The sequence below is a fragment of the Nocardia sp. KT25-26 genome (genome assembly GCF_056627695.1).
Genome location: NZ_CM152813.1, coordinates 2,180,631 through 2,203,405, shown reverse-complemented (window position 1 = coordinate 2,203,405; position 22,775 = coordinate 2,180,631). Strand labels below are relative to the sequence as shown.

At 70.6% G+C, this 22,775-nt stretch carries 19 protein-coding genes; 12 read left to right on the top strand and 7 right to left on the bottom strand.

Going from position 1 to position 22,775, the window contains the following annotated elements; translation table 11 throughout:
• Positions 1 to 4 precede the first annotated feature (4 nt).
• Positions 5 to 1,759 (top strand): DEAD/DEAH box helicase, encoded by a 1,755-nt coding sequence (locus AC1HFH_RS09905; protein ID WP_480247804.1) that lies wholly within the window; start codon positions 5 to 7, stop codon positions 1,757 to 1,759.
• Positions 1,752 to 2,360: a hypothetical protein gene (locus AC1HFH_RS09900; protein WP_480247131.1), complete on the top strand. Its 609-nt coding sequence runs from the start codon at positions 1,752 to 1,754 to the stop codon at positions 2,358 to 2,360. Before AC1HFH_RS09905 ends, AC1HFH_RS09900 begins: the two co-directional genes overlap by 8 nt.
• 10 nt (positions 2,361 to 2,370) lie before the next feature.
• Here the strand turns inward: AC1HFH_RS09900 and AC1HFH_RS09895 are convergent, their stop codons facing one another.
• The gene (locus tag AC1HFH_RS09895; RefSeq protein WP_480247803.1) at positions 2,371 to 4,116 is read right to left on the bottom strand and encodes a DEAD/DEAH box helicase; all 1,746 of its coding nucleotides are present in this window, start codon (positions 4,114 to 4,116) and stop codon (positions 2,371 to 2,373) included.
• 376 nt (positions 4,117 to 4,492) lie between these two features.
• Between AC1HFH_RS09895 and AC1HFH_RS09890 the strand changes: the two genes are divergently transcribed.
• On the top strand, positions 4,493 to 5,503 hold the full coding sequence (locus AC1HFH_RS09890) for a YihY/virulence factor BrkB family protein (RefSeq protein WP_480247802.1): 1,011 nt from the start codon (positions 4,493 to 4,495) through the stop codon (positions 5,501 to 5,503).
• On the opposite strand, the gene AC1HFH_RS09885 is transcribed toward AC1HFH_RS09890, so the two are convergent.
• On the bottom strand, positions 5,476 to 5,712 hold the full coding sequence (locus AC1HFH_RS09885; RefSeq protein ID WP_480247130.1) for a DUF3039 domain-containing protein: 237 nt from the start codon (positions 5,710 to 5,712) through the stop codon (positions 5,476 to 5,478). The genes AC1HFH_RS09890 and AC1HFH_RS09885 overlap by 28 nt on opposite strands.
• Before the next feature lie 177 nt (positions 5,713 to 5,889).
• Here AC1HFH_RS09885 and AC1HFH_RS09880 point away from each other — a divergent pair, with 177 nt between their 5' ends.
• The 3 genes from AC1HFH_RS09880 to AC1HFH_RS09870 all read left to right on the top strand — a co-directional run bounded on the left by AC1HFH_RS09880 (position 5,890) and on the right by AC1HFH_RS09870 (position 8,938).
• The gene (locus AC1HFH_RS09880; RefSeq protein WP_480247801.1) at positions 5,890 to 6,249 is read left to right on the top strand and encodes a DUF3099 domain-containing protein; all 360 of its coding nucleotides are present in this window, start codon (positions 5,890 to 5,892) and stop codon (positions 6,247 to 6,249) included.
• Between the two features lie 45 nt (positions 6,250 to 6,294).
• Positions 6,295 to 7,821 (top strand): DUF7782 domain-containing protein, encoded by a 1,527-nt coding sequence (locus AC1HFH_RS09875; protein WP_480247129.1) that lies wholly within the window; start codon positions 6,295 to 6,297, stop codon positions 7,819 to 7,821.
• A gap of 145 nt (positions 7,822 to 7,966) precedes the next feature.
• On the top strand, positions 7,967 to 8,938 hold the full coding sequence (locus AC1HFH_RS09870; protein WP_480247128.1) for a sigma-70 family RNA polymerase sigma factor: 972 nt from the start codon (positions 7,967 to 7,969) through the stop codon (positions 8,936 to 8,938).
• Positions 8,939 to 9,053: 115 nt separating this feature from the next.
• Here the strand turns inward: AC1HFH_RS09870 and AC1HFH_RS09865 are convergent, their stop codons facing one another.
• Complete coding sequence (locus tag AC1HFH_RS09865; protein ID WP_480247127.1) at positions 9,054 to 11,849, bottom strand: bifunctional acetate--CoA ligase family protein/GNAT family N-acetyltransferase; 2,796 nt, start codon at positions 11,847 to 11,849, stop codon at positions 9,054 to 9,056.
• Positions 11,842 to 13,077 carry an acetoin utilization protein AcuC gene (locus AC1HFH_RS09860; protein WP_480247126.1) on the bottom strand — a complete coding sequence of 412 codons (1,236 nt, stop codon included), beginning with the start codon at positions 13,075 to 13,077 and terminating at the stop codon, positions 11,842 to 11,844. The genes AC1HFH_RS09865 and AC1HFH_RS09860 overlap by 8 nt, the downstream gene beginning before the upstream one ends.
• A 201-nt stretch (positions 13,078 to 13,278) precedes the next feature.
• On the opposite strand from AC1HFH_RS09860, the gene AC1HFH_RS09855 reads away from it, so the two are divergent.
• Entirely contained in the window at positions 13,279 to 13,965 is a 687-nt protein-coding gene (locus AC1HFH_RS09855) for an iron-dependent transcriptional repressor DtxR (RefSeq protein WP_480247800.1), read from the top strand.
• 3 nt (positions 13,966 to 13,968) lie between these two features.
• A complete protein-coding gene (galE, locus tag AC1HFH_RS09850; RefSeq protein ID WP_480247125.1) occupies positions 13,969 to 14,946 on the top strand; it encodes a UDP-glucose 4-epimerase GalE in 978 nt (325 codons plus the stop codon).
• Between the two features lie 31 nt (positions 14,947 to 14,977).
• Here the strand turns inward: galE and AC1HFH_RS09845 are convergent, their stop codons facing one another.
• Both AC1HFH_RS09845 and AC1HFH_RS09840 read right to left on the bottom strand, forming a co-directional pair.
• On the bottom strand, positions 14,978 to 16,219 hold the full coding sequence (locus tag AC1HFH_RS09845; protein ID WP_480247124.1) for a DUF4192 domain-containing protein: 1,242 nt from the start codon (positions 16,217 to 16,219) through the stop codon (positions 14,978 to 14,980).
• A 153-nt stretch (positions 16,220 to 16,372) separates the two neighbouring features.
• On the bottom strand, positions 16,373 to 17,080 hold the full coding sequence (locus tag AC1HFH_RS09840; RefSeq protein WP_480247123.1) for a sensor domain-containing protein: 708 nt from the start codon (positions 17,078 to 17,080) through the stop codon (positions 16,373 to 16,375).
• A gap of 212 nt (positions 17,081 to 17,292) precedes the next feature.
• On the opposite strand from AC1HFH_RS09840, the gene AC1HFH_RS09835 reads away from it, so the two are divergent.
• The 3 genes from AC1HFH_RS09835 to speD are packed head-to-tail and all read left to right on the top strand — an operon-like array spanning position 17,293 to position 21,134.
• Entirely contained in the window at positions 17,293 to 18,237 is a 945-nt protein-coding gene (locus tag AC1HFH_RS09835; protein ID WP_480247122.1) for a proteasome assembly chaperone family protein, read from the top strand.
• A 29-nt stretch (positions 18,238 to 18,266) separates the two neighbouring features.
• Positions 18,267 to 20,765, top strand: coding sequence for a DEAD/DEAH box helicase (locus AC1HFH_RS09830; protein WP_480247121.1), 2,499 nt, complete (start codon positions 18,267 to 18,269; stop codon positions 20,763 to 20,765).
• Between the two features lie 12 nt (positions 20,766 to 20,777).
• Entirely contained in the window at positions 20,778 to 21,134 is a 357-nt protein-coding gene (gene speD, locus AC1HFH_RS09825) for an adenosylmethionine decarboxylase (protein ID WP_480247120.1), read from the top strand.
• A 24-nt stretch (positions 21,135 to 21,158) separates the two neighbouring features.
• Here speD and AC1HFH_RS09820 read toward each other — a convergent pair whose 3' ends face one another.
• Positions 21,159 to 22,067: a hydrogen peroxide-inducible genes activator gene (locus AC1HFH_RS09820; RefSeq protein WP_480247119.1), complete on the bottom strand. Its 909-nt coding sequence runs from the start codon at positions 22,065 to 22,067 to the stop codon at positions 21,159 to 21,161.
• Between the two features lie 108 nt (positions 22,068 to 22,175).
• On the opposite strand from AC1HFH_RS09820, the gene AC1HFH_RS09815 reads away from it, so the two are divergent.
• Complete coding sequence (locus AC1HFH_RS09815; protein ID WP_480247118.1) at positions 22,176 to 22,763, top strand: peroxiredoxin; 588 nt, start codon at positions 22,176 to 22,178, stop codon at positions 22,761 to 22,763.
• Positions 22,764 to 22,775 lie beyond the last annotated feature (12 nt).

Below are 22,775 nucleotides of genomic sequence, written 5' to 3'. Positions count from 1 at the left end.
GCACATGTTCGCACTCTGGACCTGGACCGGACACGCCGTCGGCACACCACCCACCGGGCCGGGCCGATACGCTACCCTGCCCCTGGCCGTACCGACCGCCACCACCGGGGAGATCGCCGTCACAGAGGTCGACTGCCTGGTCGTCTCCCCCGATGAACTCGCCACTGCACCGGCCGGAGCGACACCGGGTGGCTCACTCGAGGCATGGCGATCCGCCCTGTCCGGCTCCGACATCGACCAGGTGCTCCCGGCCGCCGCGCACGCCGTACCCGACGCCGCCGGGACATCGATCGTCTCGGCGGACCGGGCCCTGCGAACGCTGCGCGACACCCGCGCGGTCGCCACCGAACTCGCGACGAAGCTGACCGCCGAGCTGCGGCCCTATCAGGCCCGCGGGGTCGGCTGGCTACACGAAACGGTCGCCGCCCACGGCGGGGCGGTGCTGGCCGACGAGATGGGGCTCGGCAAGACATTGCAGGCCATCGGATTCATGGCCGGCCGGACCGACGGCGCCCAGCTCGTGATCTGCCCGACCTCACTGGTCGGCAACTGGGTACACGAGATCCACCGATTCGCCCCGGAACTGCGGCCCATCGTCTGGCGGGGACCGCGCGGTGCGTCCGAATCGGCCGAGCCGGGCACCGTTGTCGTCACCGGGTACCCGATGTTGCGGCTGCACGGCGCGGCGCTGGCCGAGATCGGATGGCAGACCGCCGTCTTCGACGAGGCGCAGGCGTTGAAGAACCCACGGACACAGGTGGCGAAGGCGGCCCGGGCGCTCCCTGCTCGGGCGACCGTGGCGTTGACCGGGACCCCGGTGGAGAATCACCTGGAGGAGCTGTGGGCGTTGCTGAATCTGACCGCACCGCGACTCTTCGGACACCGCACCCAGTTCCGGCGCCGGTTCGCCCGGCCGATCCACGAGGGATCGACGGCTGCGGCCACCCGTCTGCGCGACGCCGTCGAACCGGTGCTCCTGGCCCGGAAGAAGGCCCAGGTCGCCGCGACACTACCGGCCAAGATCCGAACCGACCTGCTGTGCGACCCGACCGAGGAACAGCAGCAGCTCTACGACCGGCTGCTCGACCGAGCCGTGGCGGACGGGTTCGGCAGCGGCGTCCAGCGGCACGGCCGGGTCCTGGCCGCACTCACCGCGTTGAAGAAGGCCTGTAACCATCCGGGACTGGTCACCGGTGACCTCACCGAACTCTCCGGCCGTTCCGGCAAACTCGACCTGTGCACCGATATCGTCGCATCGAACCTGGCGGCCGACGCGCCGACGCTGATCTTCACGCAGTACCGGGAGACGGGTGACCTGCTGGTCCGCCAGCTGGCCGAACAGTTCGGGATCCGGGCGCCGTTCTTCCACGGCGGCCTGTCCCAGGCCGAACGCGCCGCCATCGTCACCGGGTTCCAATCCGGCGATACGCCACCGCTGTTGGTGCTCAGCCTGCGGGCAGCCGGGACCGGACTCACGCTGACCCGAGCGGCCGATGTGATCCACTTCGACCGCTGGTGGAACCCGGCGGTGGAGGCGCAGGCATCGGATCGGGTGCATCGGATCGGGCAGACCCGCACCGTCACCGTCACCACATTGACCTCGGCCGGCACCGTCGAGGAGCACATCGCCGGTATGCACGACCGGAAGTCGGCCCTCACCGATCTCGGCGACAGTGCCGGTATCGAGGCGCTGGCCCGGCTCGACGACGACCAGCTGATCGAGATCCTGCGCCGCAAACGGGAGGAGGAACGTGCCTGATTCACCGGACCGCGAATTCGGCTACACCGCATGGGGGATGGACTGGGTGCGGCTGGCCGAACCACTCCGGCAGACCCGGCCGGAACCGCTGCTGCCACGCGCTCGCAGCATCGCCCGCAACGACGGAGTCCAGGCAGCCGTCGAGGACCGGATCGTCCGCGCGCACCTCCATCGGGGTGGTCAGGCCTCGGTGACCCACCTCGAACTCGCGCCGCTCACCCGCACCCGGATCGCGGCCGTGCGGGAGGTCATCGGCGATCCGGTGGCCTACACCGACGACGACCGCGCAGCGCTGCGCGCGGCCGGTATCGACATCGCGCCGGTGCTCGCGGGCACCGACTGTTCCTGTCCGGCACGAAGAACGCGATGTCTGCACGTGCTGGCGACCTACTACACCGTGGCCCGGATGGTGGACGAACGCCCCCGCCTCGCACTCGAACTACAGGGCTACTTCCAGGCCGCACCGTCCGATGCGGCGGATTCCGCCGAACCACCACGCTGGGTGCCGATCAGCGCGCTCGACCCGGCGGACTACTTCGGTGCCGACCCTGCCGGGCGAGTCACGCCCGTGGCCCGAGCCACCGGGACCGGCCCACGGTAGCCGGGGCGGGTCACCGGCGGCGCAGGGTGGCGATCCGCTCGCTGAGCTGATCGGCGGAGGCGAGTGCGGTCGGCGGGCCGCCGCATTCCCGGCGCAGCTCACCGTGGATCACCCCGTGCGGTTTGCCGGTGCGGTGGTGGTGCATGGCGACCAGGCTGTTCAGTTCCCGGCGCAGCTCGGCCAGCCGGTCGGCGGTCGCCACCCGCTCGGCCGCGGCGGCCACCTGCGGGGCCGGTACCGCGGCCGCCGCCGCGGCGCTGCGCTCGGTGACCTGCTTGGTCTGCCGTTCGCGGAGCAGGGTGCGCATCTGCTCGGCATCGAGCAGGCCCGGGATGCCCAGATAGTCGGCTTCCTCGGCACTGCCGGCCACGGTGGCGGTGCCGAAGGTGTCACCGTCGTAGATCACCTGATCGAGTTCGGCGTCCGCGGCGAGCGCGACGAACTTCTTCTCCTCCTCACCGGGCTCGTCCTGCTGCTTGTTCGCCTCGGTGAGCAGCTCGTCGTCGAGGCCGTTCTTCTCCCGGTGCGGTTTGCCGATGACGTGATCGCGCTGCAGTTCCAGTTGCGCCGCCAAGTCCAGCAGCACCGGCACCGACGGCAGGAACACGCTCGCCGACTCCCCCGGGCGGCGCGCACGGACGAACCGGCCGATGGCCTGAGCGAAATACAGCGGCGTCGAGGCGCTGGTCGCGTACACGCCGACCGCCAGCCGGGGCACGTCCACCCCCTCGGACACCATGCGCACCGCCACCATCCACGGCTGGGTGCTGCGGCTGAACTCGGCAATCCGCTGCGAGGAGGTGGGATCGTCGGAGAGCACCAGGGCCGGACGTTCGCCGCTGATATGGGTCAGCAGCTCGGCATAGTCGCGGGCCCGTTCCTGATCGGTCGCGATCACCAGGCCGCCCGCGTCCGGCATACCGGACGAGCGCAGCTGCCGGAGGCGGGTGTCCGCGGCATACAGCACCTTCGAGATCCAGTCGCCGGCCGGATCCAGCGCCGTGCGCCAGGCCCGGGCGGTCTGTTCGGCGTTCAGCGGCTCCCCCAGCCGGGCGGTGTGCTCCTCGCCCGCCGAATCCCGCCAGTGCGCGTCCCCGGAATAGGCCAGGAACACCACCGGCCGGACGACCCCGTCGGCCAGTGCCTCGGCGTAGCCGTAACTGTGGTCGGCCCGGGACCGGGGCAGCCCGGCCTCGTCGGGTTCGTAGGTGACGAACGGGATCTTCGAGTCGTCGCTGCGGAACGGGGTGCCGGTCAGCGCGAGCCGGCGGGTGGCGTCACCGAAGGCCTCCTCGGTGGCCTCACCCCAGCTCTTGGCGTCACCCGCGTGATGGATCTCGTCGAGGATCACCAAGGTGCGGCGGTTCTCCGTGCGCACCCGGTGCCGGGTCGGATGTGCGGCGACCTGCGCGTAAGTCACGACCACGCCGTGGTAGTCGCCCGAGGTGCCACCGGTGCTGTTGGAGAACCGGGAGTCCAGAGCGATCCCCGTCCGCGCGGCGGATTCGGCCCACTGGTGTTTGAGGTGTTCGGTCGGCGCGACCACCGTCACCTGATCGACGGTGCGGTCGGCCAGCAACTCTGCGGCAATCCGCAGGGCGAAGGTGGTCTTACCGGCACCCGGCGTGGCCACCGCGAGGAAGTCGCGGGGCTTGGTGGCCAGGTACTTGGTCAGCGCCCGGCGCTGCCATGTCCGGAGGGCTCCGCCTGCTGCCTGCTTCGCCGTTCCGCCCGGCGTGCCCGCATCTCCCGCCACCGCGGCGCCTCCCGACCCACTCACGCAGAAGACAGTAGCGGCCCGGCCCCGCCCGCCGCCACTGTCCCCGATGTGTCGCGTCGCCGTGTCCGGACCGCGGTCCCCGACCGGCAACGCCGCCGCGGGCCGGGCCACCGGCGGCGGGCGAACCGGCCGGACCGGCCGTTTCCGCTCGCTGCCACCCCCGGCGGCAGCCGGACACACCGACCGGCCGGCGACGGACCGGCTATCCTGCTGCGGGATGCTGAAAGGCAGCATGTGTGAGAAACCGAACAGCCCAGCGGACGCCGGGCAACCACCCCGGGCCGGTACCGAACGCACCGGCCCGGCGGTCGACGACGCCCCGGCCCGTTCGGCCGCGGCCGAGGGCGGGCCGATGCGCCGCGCCCGCCACACCGTGAGCACGGCTCGCCGGCTGCTCTGGCGAGTCGCCGTGAAGAGCTGGGACGACTCGATCTTCTCGAAATCCGCATCGGCGGCCTTCTGGCAGACCCTGTCGCTGCCGCCGCTCCTGCTCGCCCTGCTCGGCAGCCTCGGCTATGTGGGCGGCTGGTTCGGCCCGGACACCGTCGCGATCGTGGAATCGAAGATCATCACGTTCAGCCGGGAACTGTTCAGCCCCCAGGTGGTCAGCGATCTGATCGAGCCGACCGTCGACGACGTCCTGGGCCGGGGCCGCGGTGCGGTGGTCTCGTTCGGATTCGTGCTCACCCTGTGGGCCGGCTCGTCGGCCATGTCGACCTTCGTCGACGCCATCGTCGACGCCCACGATCAGCAGGACGCCCGGCATCCGGTGTGGCAGCGAATCTTCGCCCTGCTGCTGTACGTGCAGTTCCTGGTGGCGGCCGTGTTCATCCTGCCGGTCGTGGCGCTCGGCCCGGACCTGATCGGCCGGGTGCTGCCCGACGAATGGCGAGAACCCGGACTCCGGTTGATCGACGGCTTCTACTACCCGATCACCGGGCTGCTGCTGATCGGCGCCCTGACCACGCTGTACAAGGTGGCACTGCACCGCTGGCTGCCCTGGCATCGGCTGTTCCTCGGCGCACTGGTGGCCGGGGCGTTCTTCATGGCGGCCAGTGTGCTGCTGCGCCGCTATCTGGCCACGATCACCGCCACCGGGGTGAGCTACGGCGCACTGGCCACGCCGATCGCGTTCCTGCTCTTCACCTATTTCCTCGGCTTCGCGGTGATCCTGGGCGCCGAGTTCAACGCAGCCGTCCAGGAATTCTGGCCGGCCCGCAGCACCCGCATCGACCAGGTCAAGCACTGGCTGAGCAGTCAGGTCCGCGGCATGCCGCCGTACGACGACCGCACGGCGCTCGCCACCGAGACCGCGGACGCCGTCGCCGAACCGGCTCAGTCGCCCTTGCGCAAACCCTCGTAGACCTTCTTGCACTCCGGGCACACCGGAGAACCGGGCTTCGGGGAACGGGTCACCGGGAACACCTCGCCACACAGGGCGACCACCACGGTGCCCATCACGGCGCTCTCGGCGATCCGGTCCTTCTTCACGTAGTGGAAGAACTTGGGGACGTCGTCGCCGGTCGTCTCGTCGGTGTCGGTGTCCGGGCGGACCAGAGTGTCTGTACTCACGCCCTCCATGATGCCCCATCGGCGCACGGACGCGCACGGCATGTCCCGGGGACGGACCGGCCGCGCCGGGGTCCGGGGTGTGCGCTCGCCCGCCCCGAGTGGGAGACTCGAAGTATGCAGCAGTACGGCGACATCCCCGGCGCCGACGAGCCCACCGGTCCAGAATCCGAAGTGGTCATGCCCGTCTCCGCAACGCGTTCGCAAGGCTACTTCCCGGGTAGTGACCACCGACACCCCGCCCTGATCACCGAGGCGGCCCCGTCCCTCGACGATCAGCACCGTGCCCGGGTCCGGCGGTACATGATCATCATGGGCTTCCGGATCCCCTGCCTGGTCTTGGCCGCGATCGCCTACGCGGCCCTGGGCAACCCCCTGATCGCGATCCTGATCATCGCCGCCTCGGTGCCGTTGCCCTGGATCGCGGTGCTCATCGCCAACGACCGGCCACCCCGCAGCAAGGACGAACCCTCCCGATGGGACGGCCGGCGCAACCAGGTCGCCCTGGAGTCCGGAAACCACCGCGCCGTCGAGGGCTGACCCGCCTCCGGCCCGCCGGGCAGGCGCGGGTGGCAGAGTGATCGGGTGCCTACGAACGCTGCGACATCCACCGGTTCACCGCTGGCCGCGCTGTGCCCGGACCTGCGAAGCGCCCTGATCCGGGCCGGCTACGACGCCGATACCCTCCCGGCGGCGCTGGGCCCCGAAGCCCACGGCGCCCTGGCCCGGTCCGAACCGGTTCCGGTGCGGCGCGCGGCCCGGACCGCCGGGCCGCTGGGCACCCTGGTGCGGCTGTTCCTGCTGGGCGACGCACTGCCCGAGACCGAGGTGGGCACAGCCCTGGCGCCCGTCCGGACCGACGACGCCGTCGCGGCGGGCCTGCTGGAACGATCCGGTGACCGGGTCCGGGCAGCACTGGACCTGCGACCACTGGACGCCGGGGCGGGTACCCGCTGGATCCTGTCCGATCCGGACGAATCGATGCGCCGGCGCACCATCGGCGCCGACCATGTGCTCGGCGTCGGCCATGCCTCCCTGTCGCTGCTGCGCGCCACCCCGGCCACCCCGGCCGGCACCGTCCTGGACCTGGGTACCGGATGCGGGGTCCAGGCGATCCACGCGGCCGAGTACGGACAGCGGGTGACCGGCACCGATGTGAACCGGCGGGCGCTATGGCTGGCCGAGGCCAACGCGGCACTCAACGAGCTCGATATCGAACTGCTCGAGGGCTCGTGGTTCGAGCCGGTCGCCGGGCGCCGGTTCGACCGGGTGGTGGCCAACCCGCCGTTCGTGGTCGGACCGGCCCGGGTCGAGCACATCTATCGGGACTCCGGGCTGGCGCTCGACGGCGCCAGCGAGCTCGTCGTGTCCCGGGCGCCGGAGTTCCTCGCGCCCGGCGGCACCGCCGCGATGCTGGCCGCCTGGGTGCATGCGGCCGACCGGGACTGGCGGGCCCGGGTGGCGTCCTGGCTGCCCGCGCACGGTATCGACGCATGGGTGGTGCAGCGCGATATCGCCGACCCCGCCCTCTACGTCGGCACCTGGCTCCGCGACGCCGGACTGGATCCGCGCGACCCGGCCGCACAGGACCGGGCCGAACGGTGGCTCGATGCCTTCGCCGACGCAGAGGTCGAGGGGATCGGCTTCGGCTTCGTCTATCTGCAGGCGATCGACGGCCCGACCGAACTGCTGGCGGAGGATCTCACGCACGAGTTCACGGATCCGCTCGGCGACGAGGCGATCGAATACTTCCGTCGCTCGCGCTGGCTGCGGGCGGCCGCCGCCGACCCCGGCCTGGCATGGAACTCGCGGTTCCGGCCGCGGGCGACCACCGCACTGGAACGGGTGTATCTGCCGAGTGCGGACGGCTGGGATCGGCAGGTCACCCGGATGCACCGCGGTGACGGCCCCCGGTGGCAGCACGAAGTGGACGAATCGACTGCGGCCCTGGTCGCCGGAATGAGACCGGACGGTCTGACGTTGTACGAACTGATCGAGTTGCTCGCCCTCGCCGACGGCGCACCCGAGGCCGGTCCGGAGTTCGCCGCGGATGCCCTGTCGGTGGTGAGCGCACTGGTCCGGCACGGACTGGTCGAGCCGGTTCCGCAGTAGCGATCCGGCGTCGCCTTCTCAGGAACTTCTCAGAAGCACCGCACAAAAACCGCAGCTCAGAGCGGTTTACCGGATCGCGGAACGGGAACTTTCCTACTGTCGGGCCCGTTGATCGGAGTGAGACACCACCGACAGGAGGCAAGTCATGACAAGCCCCGCCACAACTCGTGTGCGCGCCACCGATTCCGATCTCGACGCCCAGAGCCCCGCCGCCGACCTGGTACGTGTGTACCTCAACGGGATCGGCCGTACCGCGCTGCTCACGGCCGCCGACGAGGTGGAACTGGCGAAGCGCATCGAGGCGGGCCTGTATGCGCAGCATCTGCTGGAGACCGGTAAGCGGCTCTCCGCGGCTCGCAAGCGCGATCTGGCGGTCATCGTCCGGGAGGGCCGCTCCGCGCGGTCACATCTGCTCGAGGCCAACCTGCGCCTGGTCGTCTCCCTCGCCAAGCGCTACACCGGTCGCGGTATGCCGCTGCTGGACCTGATCCAGGAGGGCAACCTGGGCCTGATCCGCGCCATGGAGAAGTTCGACTACGCCAAGGGCTTCAAGTTCTCCACCTATGCCACCTGGTGGATCCGACAGGCCATCACCCGCGGTATGGCCGATCAGAGCCGCACCATCCGGCTCCCGGTGCACCTCGTCGAGCAGGTCAACAAGCTGGCCCGGATCAAGCGGGAACTGCACCAGCAGCTCGGCCGGGAAGCGACCGATGCCGAACTGGCCGCCGAGTCCGGTATCCCGGTCGAGAAGATCGCCGATCTGCTCGACCACAGCCGGGACCCGGTGAGCCTGGACATGCCGGTCGGCAACGACGAGGAAGCCCCGCTGGGCGATTTCATCGAGGACTCCGAGGCCACCTCGGCCGAGACCGCCGTCATCGCCGGACTGCTGCACCACGATGTGCGTAGCGTGCTGGCAACCCTCGACGAGCGGGAACAGCAGGTCATCCGGTTGCGTTTCGGCCTGGACGACGGGCAGCCGCGCACCCTGGACCAGATCGGCAAGCTGTTCGGCCTGTCCCGCGAGCGGGTCCGGCAGATCGAGCGTGAAGTGATGTCCAAGCTGCGCAAGGGCGAGCGAGCGGACCGGCTGCGGGCCTACGCCGGCGCCTGAGCGCATCCGACCCGGTGATCGCCAGCGGCGGTCACCTCCGACGCCGACCGGTGTCCGCGCGACCGGCCCCCTCCCGAGTCGCGCGAACCGGTCGGCGTTCGGTATTTGCGGACCGTCAACCGGTAGACGGCGACCCTCCGACAGTGACACCCAGCCGGCGCGGCCCGGTGTCGAAGCGGGTCGGTTCGGGCCCGATCCGCGCCCGGGCATACAGAATCGATGCCGAATCGGCTGCCGCCAGAACCGGGTCACAGGACAGTTCCCGGATCAGCGGCAGATCGTCGAACAGCGCCGAGATCCGCTCGGCCAGCTCGATCAGGGCCGCCCGCGACGAGGGCTGCCCGCCGGATTCCGGTGCGCCGGGCAGCAGTGGCGCTGCCCGTGGCGCACCGATCAGCTCGGCGGCTTCGTCCGCGGTCAGCGGCAGCGCCCGGTAGGCCCGATCACCGAGCAGCTCGATGATGGTTCCGGACAGACCGAAGCCGATCACCGACCCGAATGCCGGGTCGTCGGTGACCCGCAGCACACATCCGACGCCTTTCGGTGCCATTCGCTGAATGTGCAGCACCGGATCACCGCAGACCCGGACCAGATCCGAATACGCCTGCCGGACGGCTTCGGGATGCCACAGGTCCAGCCGCACCCCGACCAGATCGGGACGCCGTCGCCACAGCTCGCCGGTGGCCTTCGCCGCGACCGGATACCCGAGCTCGGCGGCGGCGACGACGGCGGCCTCGACGTCACCGACCTCCCGGAACTCGACGACATCGATGCCGTAGCACCCCAGAAGGCGTACGGTCTCCAGGTCGGTCAGCCAGCGCGGCCCGGACTCGGCAAGCCATTCGTGCACCAGCCGCCCTGCCCGCGCGGCGTCGATTCCGGGCGGCCGGACGATTGGTGAGACCGGCCGTTCCCGCCAGCGCGCGTACCGATGCACCCGGCCCAGAGCTCGGGCGGCCCGCTCGGGGTCCGGGTAGGACGGGACGGAGCCACGCGCCGGCGACCCGGCCCCGGGCACCGCGAGGTCGCCGGGTATGCCGGCCTCGGCGACGAAGGTCGTCACGATCGGTTTCCCGGCACGCGCCGCACTCGCCGCCGCCCGAAGTGCCGCGGCGAATCCGCTCATCGGCTGCGGTACCGGCGGGGCGACGACCACCAGCAGCGCGTCGATTGCGTCGTCGTGCAGTGCTGCCGCGACCGCCTCGCGGTAGTCGGCCGGAGTCGCCTGCGGCCCGAGATCCACCGGTGCCGCCGGCACGGGCGCGAGCTCCCCCGGACCGGCGTGTTCGGTGGGCCGAGCCCCGGGGCCGCGTCCGACGGCGCCGGGCCGGCGGACCACCAGCCCTTCGGCCCGCGCGGCATCCACAGCCAGCCAGTTGAGGGCCGCGCTGTCCCCGATCACCGCCACCCGAGGGCCGGCCGGCAGTGGCTGATGGGCCAGTAACGCCGCACAGTCGAACAACTCGGAGATCGAGTCGACCTGCACGATTCCGGACTGGGCGAACAGATCACGCACGATGCTGCGGTCGAGGTCGCCGGCAGGCCGGTCACCGGCCGCGGCCCGGCCGCTGCTCACCGCGACGATCGGCGTGCGCCGGGCCACCCGCCGGGCCAGTCGCGAGAATTTGCGCGGATTCCCGAAACTCTCCAGATAGAGCAGGATCACCTCGGTATCGGCGGCCGCATCCCAATACTGCAGGAGGTCGTTGCCGGATACATCGGCCCGGTTCCCGGCCGAGACGAAGGCGGACAGACCGAGGTTGCGGGCCGCGGCTTCTCCCAGGATCGCCACCCCGAGCGGCCCGGACTGGCAGAAGAACCCGATCCGGCCGCGCCCCGGCAGCACCGGCGCCAGCGTGGCGTTCAGTCCGACGGCCGGGTCGGTGTTCGCAATTCCCAGCGCATTCGGCCCGACCACCCGCATGCCGTGGCCGCGAGCCATCGCAATCAGTTCCTGTTCGGCGGCGAGCCCGGCCGGTCCGGTCTCGCCGAATCCTGCGGTGAGGACGACCAGCCCGCGTACCCCTTTGGCGAGGCAGTCGTCCATCACCGAACCGATCGCCGGCGGCGGCACGGCAACCACCGCCAGGTCCACCGGGTCCGGAATATCCCGGACCGTCGGATAGGCGCGAACGCCACGCATCGACCGATGGCCCGGGTTGACCGGGAAGACCGGCCCGGTGAAGCCACCGGCCAGCAGATTCGCCAGCACCGCCCCGCCGACCCGGCCGGTGTCCGGGGTCGCGCCGATCACCGCCACCGAGTCCGGGGCCAGCAGATTGCCGACGCTGCGGGCCTCCGAGGCCGCCTCCCGGGCCTGCCGCACCGAGAGCAACGCCTCGCTCGGGTCGATGGCGAATTCCAGATGCAGTTCGGCACCGTCCCGGCTGCGCTGCACCTGATAGCCGGCCTCCCGGAACACCATCACCATGGTGGTGTTCTCGGCCAACACCTCGGCCACGAAAGTGGCGATATCGTTCTCGGCCGCCGCACCCGCCAGATGTTCGAGCAGCACCGAGCCCAGGCCCCGCCCCTGGTGCTCGTCGGCCACGACGAACGCGACCTCGGCCGAACGCGGTCCGGGCCGGTCCAGCAGTTCGTATCGGCCGACACCGATGATGTCGCCACCCAGCAACGCGACCAGGCCGACCCGGTCCCGATGGTCGACATGGGTGGTGCGGTAGAGGTCCTTCGGGGTGATCCGTGGATACGGACCGAAATACCGCAGGTAACGAGTGCGTTCGGACAGCCCGGCGTGGAACTGCTGCAGCGCATCCGCATCCGCCGGGGTGATCGGCCGCAACCGCACCACCCGCCCGTCCGAGGCCAGGACATCGGCGAACCAGTGCTGCGGCGGTTCGGGTGGATCCGCCGGGCAGTCCGGGGTGTCGGGGAGTCCGGGTTCAGTCACGGGGATCCTCCGGGTCCAGGCCGAGCAGGCCGAAGCTCGCCCGGCGGGTGGCCAGCACCGCAGTGTCGATGGCGCGTTCGGCCGCCACCTCGGCCGGATCCCCGATGTCCGGCGTCCCGCCCGGCCCGTCCCATGCCCGGTAGCCGACCTCGCCACCGTCCCCCATCGTCTCCGGCATCCGGACCCGGGGTGCCGCCCGCCGTACCTGCGCGGCCCAGTCCGCCGGGATCGCGGTGTCCGGCGGCAGCGGCCGGTCCAGGGCCACGGCCAGCAGATGCGTCCAGGCCCGCGGGACGACTCGGACCACGCCGTATCCGCCGCCGCCGACGGCCAGCCAGCGTCCCTCGGCATACCGGTCGGCGAGCTCGCGCATCGCGAGGAAGGCCGCCCGCTGTCCATCGACGGTCAGTTCCAGGTCGGCGAGCGGATCCTCCCGGTGGGTGTCGACACCACATTGACCGACCACGATCTGCGGCCGGAAGGCGGCGACCGCACCCGGGACGACGGCGTGGAATCCGCGCAGCCACTGGGCATCCCGGGTGCCCGGCAGAACCGGCAGGTTCACCGCGGTCCCCTCGGCGGCCCCGACGCCGGTCTCGGCCGGCCACCCGGTGCCGGGCCACAGGGTCGCCGGATGCTGATGGATCGACACGGTCAGCACCCGGGGATCGGCGTAGAAAGCGGCCTGCACACCGTCGCCGTGGTGCACATCGATATCCAGGTAGGCGATCCGGTCGAAGCCGTGGTCGAGCAACCAGGAGATCGCGATGGCAGCGTCGTTGTAGATGCAGAATCCGGATGCCGCGCCGGCCATCGCATGATGCATCCCGCCACCGATGCTCACCGCGCGCCGGGTCCGGCCCGCCGCGATCTCCCGGGCGGCGGCCAGCGTGCCGCCGACCACGGTCGAGGCCGCCTCGTGCATCTGCGGGAACACCGGGTTGTCCGCCGTACCCAGGCCGGATGCCGGATCGACCGGCGCCCCGGGGCTCGCCCGCTCGACGGCCGATACATAACCGGGCGTATGCACCCGGAGCAGGTCCGCCCGTTCGGCCGCGGCGGGCGCCAGTACCTCGATCCCGTCGAGCACGCCCAGGCTGCGCGCCAGCGCCATGGTGTACTGCAGTCGCGCCGGTTTCATCGGATGCTCGGGCGTCCACGCATAGTCGAGAAACCGATCGGACCACACCACGGTGCCCGGCACCGGGCTGCGCGACGGGATGCTCATGAACGCCACGCTACTGGGAAGCTGCACCACCCGGTCGGCGTTGACATGCACTAGAAATATCTCCGGTGACGTCCACCGTACGTCGCCGGGCGCCGTATCCACACGCCGCGCGCGCCGACACGCCCTCGGTGGTGGCAGGTGCGGCACCCGGACGACCCGCTGCGCCCGGGTAGAATCATGCCGACGAAGGGGTATGAACACGTGAAGGATCTGGTCGATACCACGGAGATGTACCTCCGTACCATCTACGACCTCGAGGAAGAGGGCGTGGTGCCCCTGCGCGCGCGGATCGCCGAGCGCCTGGAGCAGAGCGGCCCGACGGTCAGTCAGACGGTGGCCCGGATGGAGCGCGACGGACTGCTTCGGGTCGCGGGCGACCGGCACCTGGAGCTGACCGACAAGGGCCGTGCGATGGCCGTCGCGGTGATGCGCAAACACCGCCTGGCCGAACGGCTGCTCGTCGATGTCATCGGCCTCGACTGGCAGAACGTGCACGCCGAGGCCTGCCGCTGGGAGCATGTGATGAGCGAGGAGGTGGAGCGCCGCCTGGTCGAGGTGCTCAACCGGCCCACCACGTCGCCGTACGGCAACCCGATTCCGGGCCTGGACGAGCTCGGAGTCACCGATACCAGTGATGCCGACGAACCGCTGGTGCGGCTGTCCGAGTTGCCGCCCGGCGGCGCGCATGCCGTGGTGGTGCGGCGGCTGGCCGAGCACATCCAGACCGACCCCGAGGTGATCGGCCGGCTCCGGGAGGCCGGTGTGGTCCCCGATGCCCGCGTGACCGTGGAGACCCGGCCGGGCGCGGTGGTCATCACGGTGCCCGGGCATTCGGGGTTCGAATTGTCCGACGAGATGGCGCATGCCGTCCAGGTGAAGCCGGTCTGATCGATGAAACTCATGGTGACCGGAGGAGCCGGCTACGTGGGCGGTGTTTGTGCCGCCGTCCTGCTCGAACAGGGGCACGAGGTCGTCGTCGTCGATGATCTGTCCACCGGCAACGCGGACGGGGTGCCCGACGGTGCGCGCTTCGTGCGCGGCGATGTCGCAACCGCGGCGCCGGAACTGCTGCACGCCGAATCGTTCGACGGCGTCCTGCATTTCGCGGCCCAGTCGCTGGTGGGCGAGTCGGTGCAGCAGCCGGACAAGTACTGGCACGGCAATGTGGTCAAGACCCTGGCCCTGCTGGATGCGATGCGGGCCACCGGAACCACGCGCCTGGTGTTCTCCTCCACGGCTGCGGTCTACGGCGAACCCGAACAGGTGCCGATCACCGAGGATGCGCCGACCCGGCCGACCAATCCGTACGGCTCGAGCAAGCTGGCGATCGACCACGCGATCACGGCGTACGCGGATGCCTACGGCCTGGCCGCCACCAGCCTGCGGTATTTCAATGTCGCCGGCGCCTATGCCGGTCTCGGGGAGAACCGGGTGGTGGAAACGCATCTCATCCCCCTGGTCCTGCAGGTGGCACTGGGCCACCGGGAGTCCATCTCGGTGTTCGGCACCGATTGGCCGACCCCCGACGGCACCGCGGTACGTGACTACATCCATATCCGCGACCTCGCTCAGGCCCATCTGCTCGCCCTGTCCTCGGCCGCGCCCGGCACCCATCGGATCTTCAATCTCGGTAGCGGAACCGGGTTCTCGGTGCGTGAAGTCATCTCGGCCTGTGAGCGGGTCACCGGCGCACCGATCGCAGCACAGGACGCGCCCCGGCGGGCCGGCGATCCCGCCGTCCTCATCGCATCCAGCGAACGTGCGATCGATGAGCTCGGCTGGCGGCCCGAGCACACCGATCTCGACGGCATCGTTTCCGATGCCTGGAAGTTCATCGGTTCGCTCGGCGATCGCGCACACAGTGCCTGAACGCTGCCGGACCGCCGGAGTACCCGGCCGGTCACGGCGTCATCGGGCCGAAGTCGACACCGAGGTCGGCCGCCAGCATGTGGCCGACCTCGGCGATCCGCCGCAGCTGTTCAGGGCGCATCCCGGTCTGCAGGGCGGTTTCCAATAGTCGCGACATCGGGTGCCCGGGCTCGGAATCGACCGCAATCTCGATCGCGATCCCGGCGAACGGGCCGTCGCCGCGCAAATAGGCACTGAACGCCAGCAACGCCGCCGCCTCCGCCCGGTCCGCACCGGCCGTTGCCCGGACCAGCTGCACCCAGAGCTGTTCAGCGGGCGCCGCATGGTCACTCGCCGCCAGCCCGAACAAAGCGTCCCGCAGTACCCGATCCCGCAGCATCGCGGCCAGCCGGGCCAGCTCCCGCGCCTGCCCGGGTACCCCGGATTCGGTATCCGCCACCTGCGTCGCCACCCATTCCAGGCTGCGCCGGTGGAAATCCGCCGCCGCGCCCCTACGAGCGGCCGCAGCCCGTTCGCTGCGGTACCGCTCCCGGGCCGCTCCCGCGGCCCGAGCCACCTCGGCGCACAGTCCCGGATCGGGAGCCACCAGATCGGTCAGTTCGGTGCGGCTGCCACGGATCGGCCGACCCTCCAGGACATGCGACAACGCCACCGGGGAACCCGCCGGATCGGGCAGTGTCCCGGCGCCCGATCCGAGCACGCTGTGATAGTGCGCTCCGGCGGCGATGGCGGGGACCGCCCAGGCACCGCCAACTCCGATTCCGTACTCCGCCAGCCCGTCCGCAAGCGCACCGACCGATCCGGCCGCGTCGACGGGCCGGCCGCCGACCACGACCAGCAGCACCTCGGCAGTCCGTTCCCGGGCGCAGATCGAGCCGACACACTCCGCCAGCCGCTGCCGGCCGGCCGGGGCCGCCGCACCGTCGAGGTCGAATCGGACGACGGCGTCGATCAGGGCGGTGTCGGTCGAGCCGGGCCCGCGGGCCGGTCCGAGCAGCGCCACCACCACGGAGCGTTCCGGAACGAAGCCCAGCATCGCCGGGAGCGCGACGATCAGTGCGCCCGGGTCGCCGATCTGCACCGGTGGTGCCTCCCGGAGCCGGGCGGGGTAGCCGGGGCCGCGTTCGGCACACGACGGCGGCCCGGCATCCGCGGCCGCCGGAGCCGGCCGTCGGGACACCGGCCCGGAGCAGTACCGGCCGAGGGTGGCACCGTCGGGCGGACGGTGCCGGGCTGCGGACGTGGCGGTGGTCGGATCGGGAGATGGCGTCATGGCTCCAGCGTGCCGCCGGGCGCCACCCGGAGGATCCTGCGCGACCTGCGGATTCCGGAAACCTGTGGACGAACGGCCGGGCTGTGGACGGCCGGCCCCGGATCGGTCCGGCGGCGCGGCACGGTGTCACCACCGGCTGCTAGAGTGCCGCGCTCACCCGGCGCGAACGGCCGCCACGGCGTCGGCGAACAGTGCCGCGACCGCCCCGGCGTCCGGTTCCGTGGCCCCGAAGGTCATCGCGGTGACGGTGATCCGGACATCCCCGACCTGCCCCGTAGCCGACCGCATCGTCCGGTTCGTGCCCGGCACGGCGGCACCCTCCGGTTCGACCGTCCGGACGGTCGCGATCACCGCGTCGGCCCCGGCCACTCGCGGTGCGGCCACCTCTCGCGTACCGACCGTAACCGCCGCGCCCGGGCCGCGTACCTGCAGCCGGGCACACTGTCGCAGGTGTGCCCGCAGCTCGGCCAGGGGTTCGCGGGTGCGCACCAACGCGACCGTGAGGGTCGTCCGGTCGGCGTCGTCGGTACCGACCATGACGGCCGGAACCGACGGGTCCGGATCGGATGGGCGGCAGCCGGCCGGCACGACCTCGTCGCCGGCACCGGCGCCCGCGAGATCGGTCACCGCCGCCCGCGCTGCGGGTGGCGGCAGCACCACGGGCGGGTACCGCGAGGGGAACGCCGACGCAGCCGGCAGCAGGTCGGCCAGCGCTCCCGGGATGTGCGACACCGTGCCGCGATTCTCGGCGACCGGAGTGCCGGCCACGGTGTTCGTGCACGCGGACACGCCGACGGCGCCGCACACCAGCACCGAAACGCCCAGGCGGCCGATCCGCGCCCGCAGGCGGTAGCTGCTCACTCCCCTACTGTGCCAAACTCACTGCGGCCTTCTCGGCGCCGCCACGCCGCAGACGACCCGGCGGGAATGCCGGCGCCGGAGCCGCTGTTGCTCCTGCGGACGGCCGATGGCCGGCAGGCGTGTGCGAGTCACCGGCGGCCATGGGAGACAATGGGAGGTGGCCGGGTCCGCTCGCCGCGACAGCCGGCGGACGGCGCAGGAAGGAGTACGCGATGGAGCGCGAGTCGCGCATGTACGAACTGGAGTTCCCCGCTCCGCAGCTGTCGGGCACCGACGGCGCGGGCCCCGTGCTGGTGCACGGCCTGGAGGGGTTCACCGATGCCGGCCATGCCGTGCGGCTGGCGACCACGCACCTGCGGGAGAGCCTGGAATCGGAACTGGTCGCCTCGTTCGATGTCGACGAGCTGCTGGACTACCGCTCGCGGCGGCCGATGATGACCTTCGACACCGACCGTTTCGCCGCCTACACCGAGCCCGAGTTGAATCTGTGGGCGCTGCGCGATACCGCCGGTACCCCGTTCCTGCTGCTGGCCGGGCTGGAACCGGATCTGCGCTGGGAGAAGTTCACCACTGCCATGCGGCTGCTGGCCGAACAGCTCGGGGTGCGGCGCAGCATCGGACTGTCCGCCATCCCGATGGCGATCCCGCACACCCGGCCGCTCGGAGTGACCGCGCACGCCTCGGACCGGGAACTCATCGGCGACCATCAGCGCTGGCCCGGTGAACTGCAGGTACCGGGCAGCGCCTCGTCGCTGCTGGAGTTCCGGCTGGCCCAGCACGGGCACGAATCCCTCGGATTCTCGGTGCACGTACCGCACTACCTCGCCCAGACCGACTATCCCGAGGCGGCCCAGACCTTGCTGGAGAACGTGGCCGACAATGCCGGTCTGGAGATCCCGCTGGCCGCGCTCGGGTCCGCGGCGGCCCGGGTCCGCGAGCAGGTCAACGAGCACATCGCCGGGAACAGCGAGGTCGAATCGGTCGTGCAGGCGCTGGAACGGCAGTACGACAGCTTCGTGACCGCCCAGGAGCGGCAGTCGGGCCTGCTCGCCGGCGAGACCGAACTCCCCAGTGGTGACGAGCTCGGCGCGGAGTTCGAGCGGTTCCTGGCCGAACAGGGCGGCTACGACGACGACCCCGGTAACCCGCCGGTCTAGGCCGCCGGCGTCGCACTAGGGTGGTCGGAGTGGATCTGACCGACCTGCTGGACATCCCCGGCACCGACGCCGACGCACTGTACGACTCCTTCGGCAGGTGGGCGGAGAGCCAGGGGACGCCGCTGTACCCGGCGCAGGACGAGGCCCTGATGGAGCTGGCCGGCGGCGCGAACGTCATCCTGTCCACCCCGACCGGGTCCGGGAAGTCCCTGGTGGCGGTCGGCGCGCACCTGTTCGCGATGACACAGGGGCAGCGCAGTTACTACACCGCCCCGATCAAGGCACTGGTCAGCGAGAAGTTCTTCGCCCTGTGCGAGGTCTTCGGCGCCGACAACGTCGGGATGGTGACCGGCGACGCGGCGGTGAACCCCGAGGCCCCCATCATCTGCGCCACCGCGGAAATCCTGGCGAATCTGGCGCTGCGGCAGGGCGCCGACGCCGAGGTCGGGCAGGTGGTGATGGACGAGTTCCACTTCTACGCCGATCCGGACCGGGGCTGGGCCTGGCAGGTGCCCCTGCTGGAGCTGCCGAAAGCACAGTTCCTGCTCATGTCGGCCACGCTCGGTGAGGTCGACTTCTTCGCCGCGGACCTGCGCCGGCGCACCGGCCGGGAGACCGCGGTGGTATCGGGTACCGAACGCCCGGTCCCGTTGCACTTCTCCTATGTACGTACCCCGATCACCGAAACGCTGACCGAACTGGTGACCACGCATCAGGCACCGGTCTATGTCGTGCACTTCACCCAGGCCGCGGCGCTGGAACGCGCGCAGGCGCTGACCAGCGTCAACTTCGCCACCCGCGCCGAGAAGGATGCCATTGCCGCGGCGATCGGCAATTTCCGGTTCGCGGCCGGCTTCGGCAAGACGCTGTCGCGGCTGCTGCGGCACGGGATCGGCGTCCACCATGCCGGAATGCTGCCGAAATACCGCCGCCTGGTGGAGAAGCTGGCGCAGGACGGACTGCTCAAGGTGGTCTGCGGTACCGACACGCTCGGTGTCGGGATCAACGTGCCGATCCGGACCGTGCTGCTGACCGGCCTGACCAAGTTCGACGGGGTACGGACCCGGCGGCTCAAGGCCCGCGAGTTCCATCAGATCGCCGGCCGGGCCGGCCGGGCCGGGTTCGACACCATGGGCACCGTGGTGGTCCAGGCGCCCGAACACGAGGTCGAGAACGCCCGGCTGCTGGCGAAGGCCGGCGACGACCCCAAGAAGCTGCGGAAGGTGCAGCGCCGCAAACCTCCCGAGGGCTTCGTGTCCTGGAGTGAGGACACCTTCGACCGGCTGGTGACGGCCGCACCGGAGCCGATGGTGTCCCGGTTCGCCGTCACCAATGCCATGTTGCTGAACGTGATCGCCCGGCCCGGCAACTGTTTCGACGCGATGCGCAACCTGTTGGAGAACAATCACGAACCGCGGCCGGCGCAGCGCCGACATATCCTACGCGCCGTCCGCCTCTACCGCGCGCTGCGCGATGCCGGGGTGGTGCAGCAGCTGCCGGAGCCGGACGAACAGGGCCGCTATGCCAGGCTCACGGTCGATCTGCAGCGTGATTTCGCGCTCGACCAGCCGCTGTCGCCGTTCGCGCTCGCCGCATTCGAACTGCTGGACCGGGACAGTCCGACCTACACCCTCGATGTCGTGTCCCTGATCGAGGCGACCCTGGAGGATCCGCGGCAGCTGCTGATGGCTCAGCAGCATCGCGCCCGCGGCGAGGCGGTCGCGGAGATGAAGGCGGACGGAATCGACTACGAGGAGCGAATGGAGCTCCTGGAGGAGGTCACCTGGCCGAAACCGCTTGCCGAGCTGATCGAACCGGCCTTCGAGACCTACCGGAGCGGGCATCCGTGGGTCTCGGAGTTCGCACCGTCACCGAAGTCGGTGGTGCGGGATCTGGTCGAGCGGGCGATGACGTTCGCCGAACTGATCTCGTACTACGAGCTGGCCCGGTCCGAGGGGGTGGTACTGCGCTACCTCGCCGACGCCTACCGGGCACTGCGGCGCACCGTCCCGGACGCCGCCCGTACCGAGGAGCTCGACGATCTCACCGAATGGCTGGGTGAACTGGTGCGTCAGGTGGATTCGAGCCTGCTCGACGAGTGGGAGCAGCTCACCTCGCCCGGTGCTGCTGCCGATGCCGAACAGGTGGCCTTCGGCGCCGAGGCGGTCCGGCCGATCTCGGCGAACGAACGCGCATTCCGGGTGATGGTCCGCAATGCGATGTTCCGGCGGGTGGAGCTCGCCTCGCGGCGCCGGTTCGCCGAACTGGCGGAGCTGAGCCCCGGTCCGGAATGGGAGAACGAACTCGCCGGTTATTTCGCCGAGTACGACGAAATCGGCACCGGTCCCGATGCCCGCGGTCCGCAGCTGTTCCGGATCCGGCAACGCCCCGGAGCCTGGGAGATCCGCCAGGTACTCGACGATCCGGCCGGCGATCACGGCTGGGCCTTCGAGGCGGTCGTGGATCTTGCCGAATCCGATGCGGCCGGCGACGTGGTGTTCGACGAGTTCACCGTGGCAGCCGGCTAGGGCGGGCGCGGTATGGCGGAGTTCACCGGCTGGCATGTGCTGGCCGAGTTCGGTGGTGTCGATGCACAACTGTGCGACGATGCGGCCCGGCTGGAAGCGGCGTTGCGGGAGTCGTTGACCGCCGCGGGTGCCACGGTCTGCGAGATCGTGCACAAGAAGTTCGCTCCGCAGGGGGTGACGGTCCTGGCCCTGCTCGCCGAATCGCATGCCTCGATCCACACCTATCCGGAGTCCGGGGAACTGTTCATCGACGTGTTCACCTGCGGCGCCATCGGTCCGGGTGCCGAACGGGCGGTGGGACTACTGCGCGACCGGCTCGCTCCGGCCAGCGTCTCGACCCGCGTCATCCGGCGCGGACACGGCGCCTGACTCGCAACGGCGATATCGCCCGGTTCAGAACGGACGCTTCGACCGGATGATCGCGGCCAGGTATTCGTAGTCCTCGGCCCGGGCCGAGGAGGAGCGGAACACCAGGCCGATGGTCCGGCCGGGCGCCGGTGCGGTGAACCGGGCGGTGTCCAGGGTGCCGCGGGCGGTTTCGGCGGCCACCGCCATCTCCGGGATGAGCGTGACCCCGAGACCACCGGCCACGCACTGCACCACGGTGGCCAGCGAGGCGGCGCGGGTGTCGCCGACCGTACCCGGATGCACCTCGGCGGTGCGGCACAGTTCCAGGGTCTGGTCCCGGAGGCAGTGACCTTCGTCCAGTAGCAGCAGCGGCAGTTCCGCCAGCACCCCCGGCCCGAGATCGGTGCGCCCGGCCGATTCGTGTCCGCGCGGTGTCACCAGCACGAATTCCTCTGTATAGACCGGAATCTCGGTCATCCCGGGCGTTTCACTGGGTAAGGCCATCAGGGCGGCGTCGAGGATGCCGGTGCGCAGCCCCTCCAGCAGCCGGGCGGTCTGGTCCTCCACCACCTGGGGCAGCAGGGCGGGCAGCTTGCGGCGTAACTCCGGCAACAGCTGTGGTAGTACGTACGGGGCGACGGTCGGGATGATGCCCAGGCGCAGGGCACCACCGAGCCCGTCACCGGTGGCCGAGGCGACGAACCGATCAGCGGCCTCCAGGGTGGCCTTCGCCTGCGGCAGCAGCCGCATCCCCGCGGCGGTCACCAGCACCCGGCGGGTGCTGCGTTCGATCAGCTGTAGCCCCAGACCGTTTTCGAGGGCTGCCAGGGCCTGCGATAACGTGGGCTGGCTCACATTGAGCCGGGCGGCCGCGGTGCCGAAATGCCGGTACTCCGCGATCGCCACGAAGGCACGCAGCTGCGACAGGGTCGGCTGATAAGTCTGATCAGTCACGCCTATCAGTGTAGTGCGTGCAATCACCTTTACCTTTAAGTACGCTGTCGGCAAGATCAGTGTCGAGCTCCGCGACGAGCGCGACCCACCACGGATGAGGAGATGAGCATGGCCCTGCTGACCATCGGCGACCAGTTCCCGGCATACAACCTCAAGGCGGTCATCGGAGGTGACCTGTCGAAGGTCGACGCTCAGCAGCCCGACGATTACTTCACCCAGATCACCAGCGACGACCACGCCGGCAAGTGGCGCATCGTCTTCTTCTGGCCCAAGGACTTCACCTTCGTCTGCCCGACCGAGATCGCCGCATTCGGCAAGCTGAACGAGGAGTTCGCCGATCGGGACGCCCAGGTGCTCGGCGCCTCCGTCGACAACGAGTTCGTGCACTTCCAGTGGCGGGCCCAGCACGAGGACCTGAAGACCCTGCCGTTCCCGATGCTCTCCGACATCAAGCGGGAACTGGCCACCGCGACCGGTGTGCTCAACGCCGACGGTGTCGCGGATCGGGCCACCTTCATCGTCGACCCGAACAACGAGATCCAGTTCGTCTCGGTGACCGCCGGTTCCGTGGGCCGCAATGTCGACGAGGTGCTGCGCGTGCTGGACGCGCTGCAGTCCGACGAACTGTGCGCCTGCAACTGGAAGAAGGGCGACCCGACCATCGACGCAGGCGAACTGCTCTCCGCCAGCGTCTGATTCCCGCGAAAC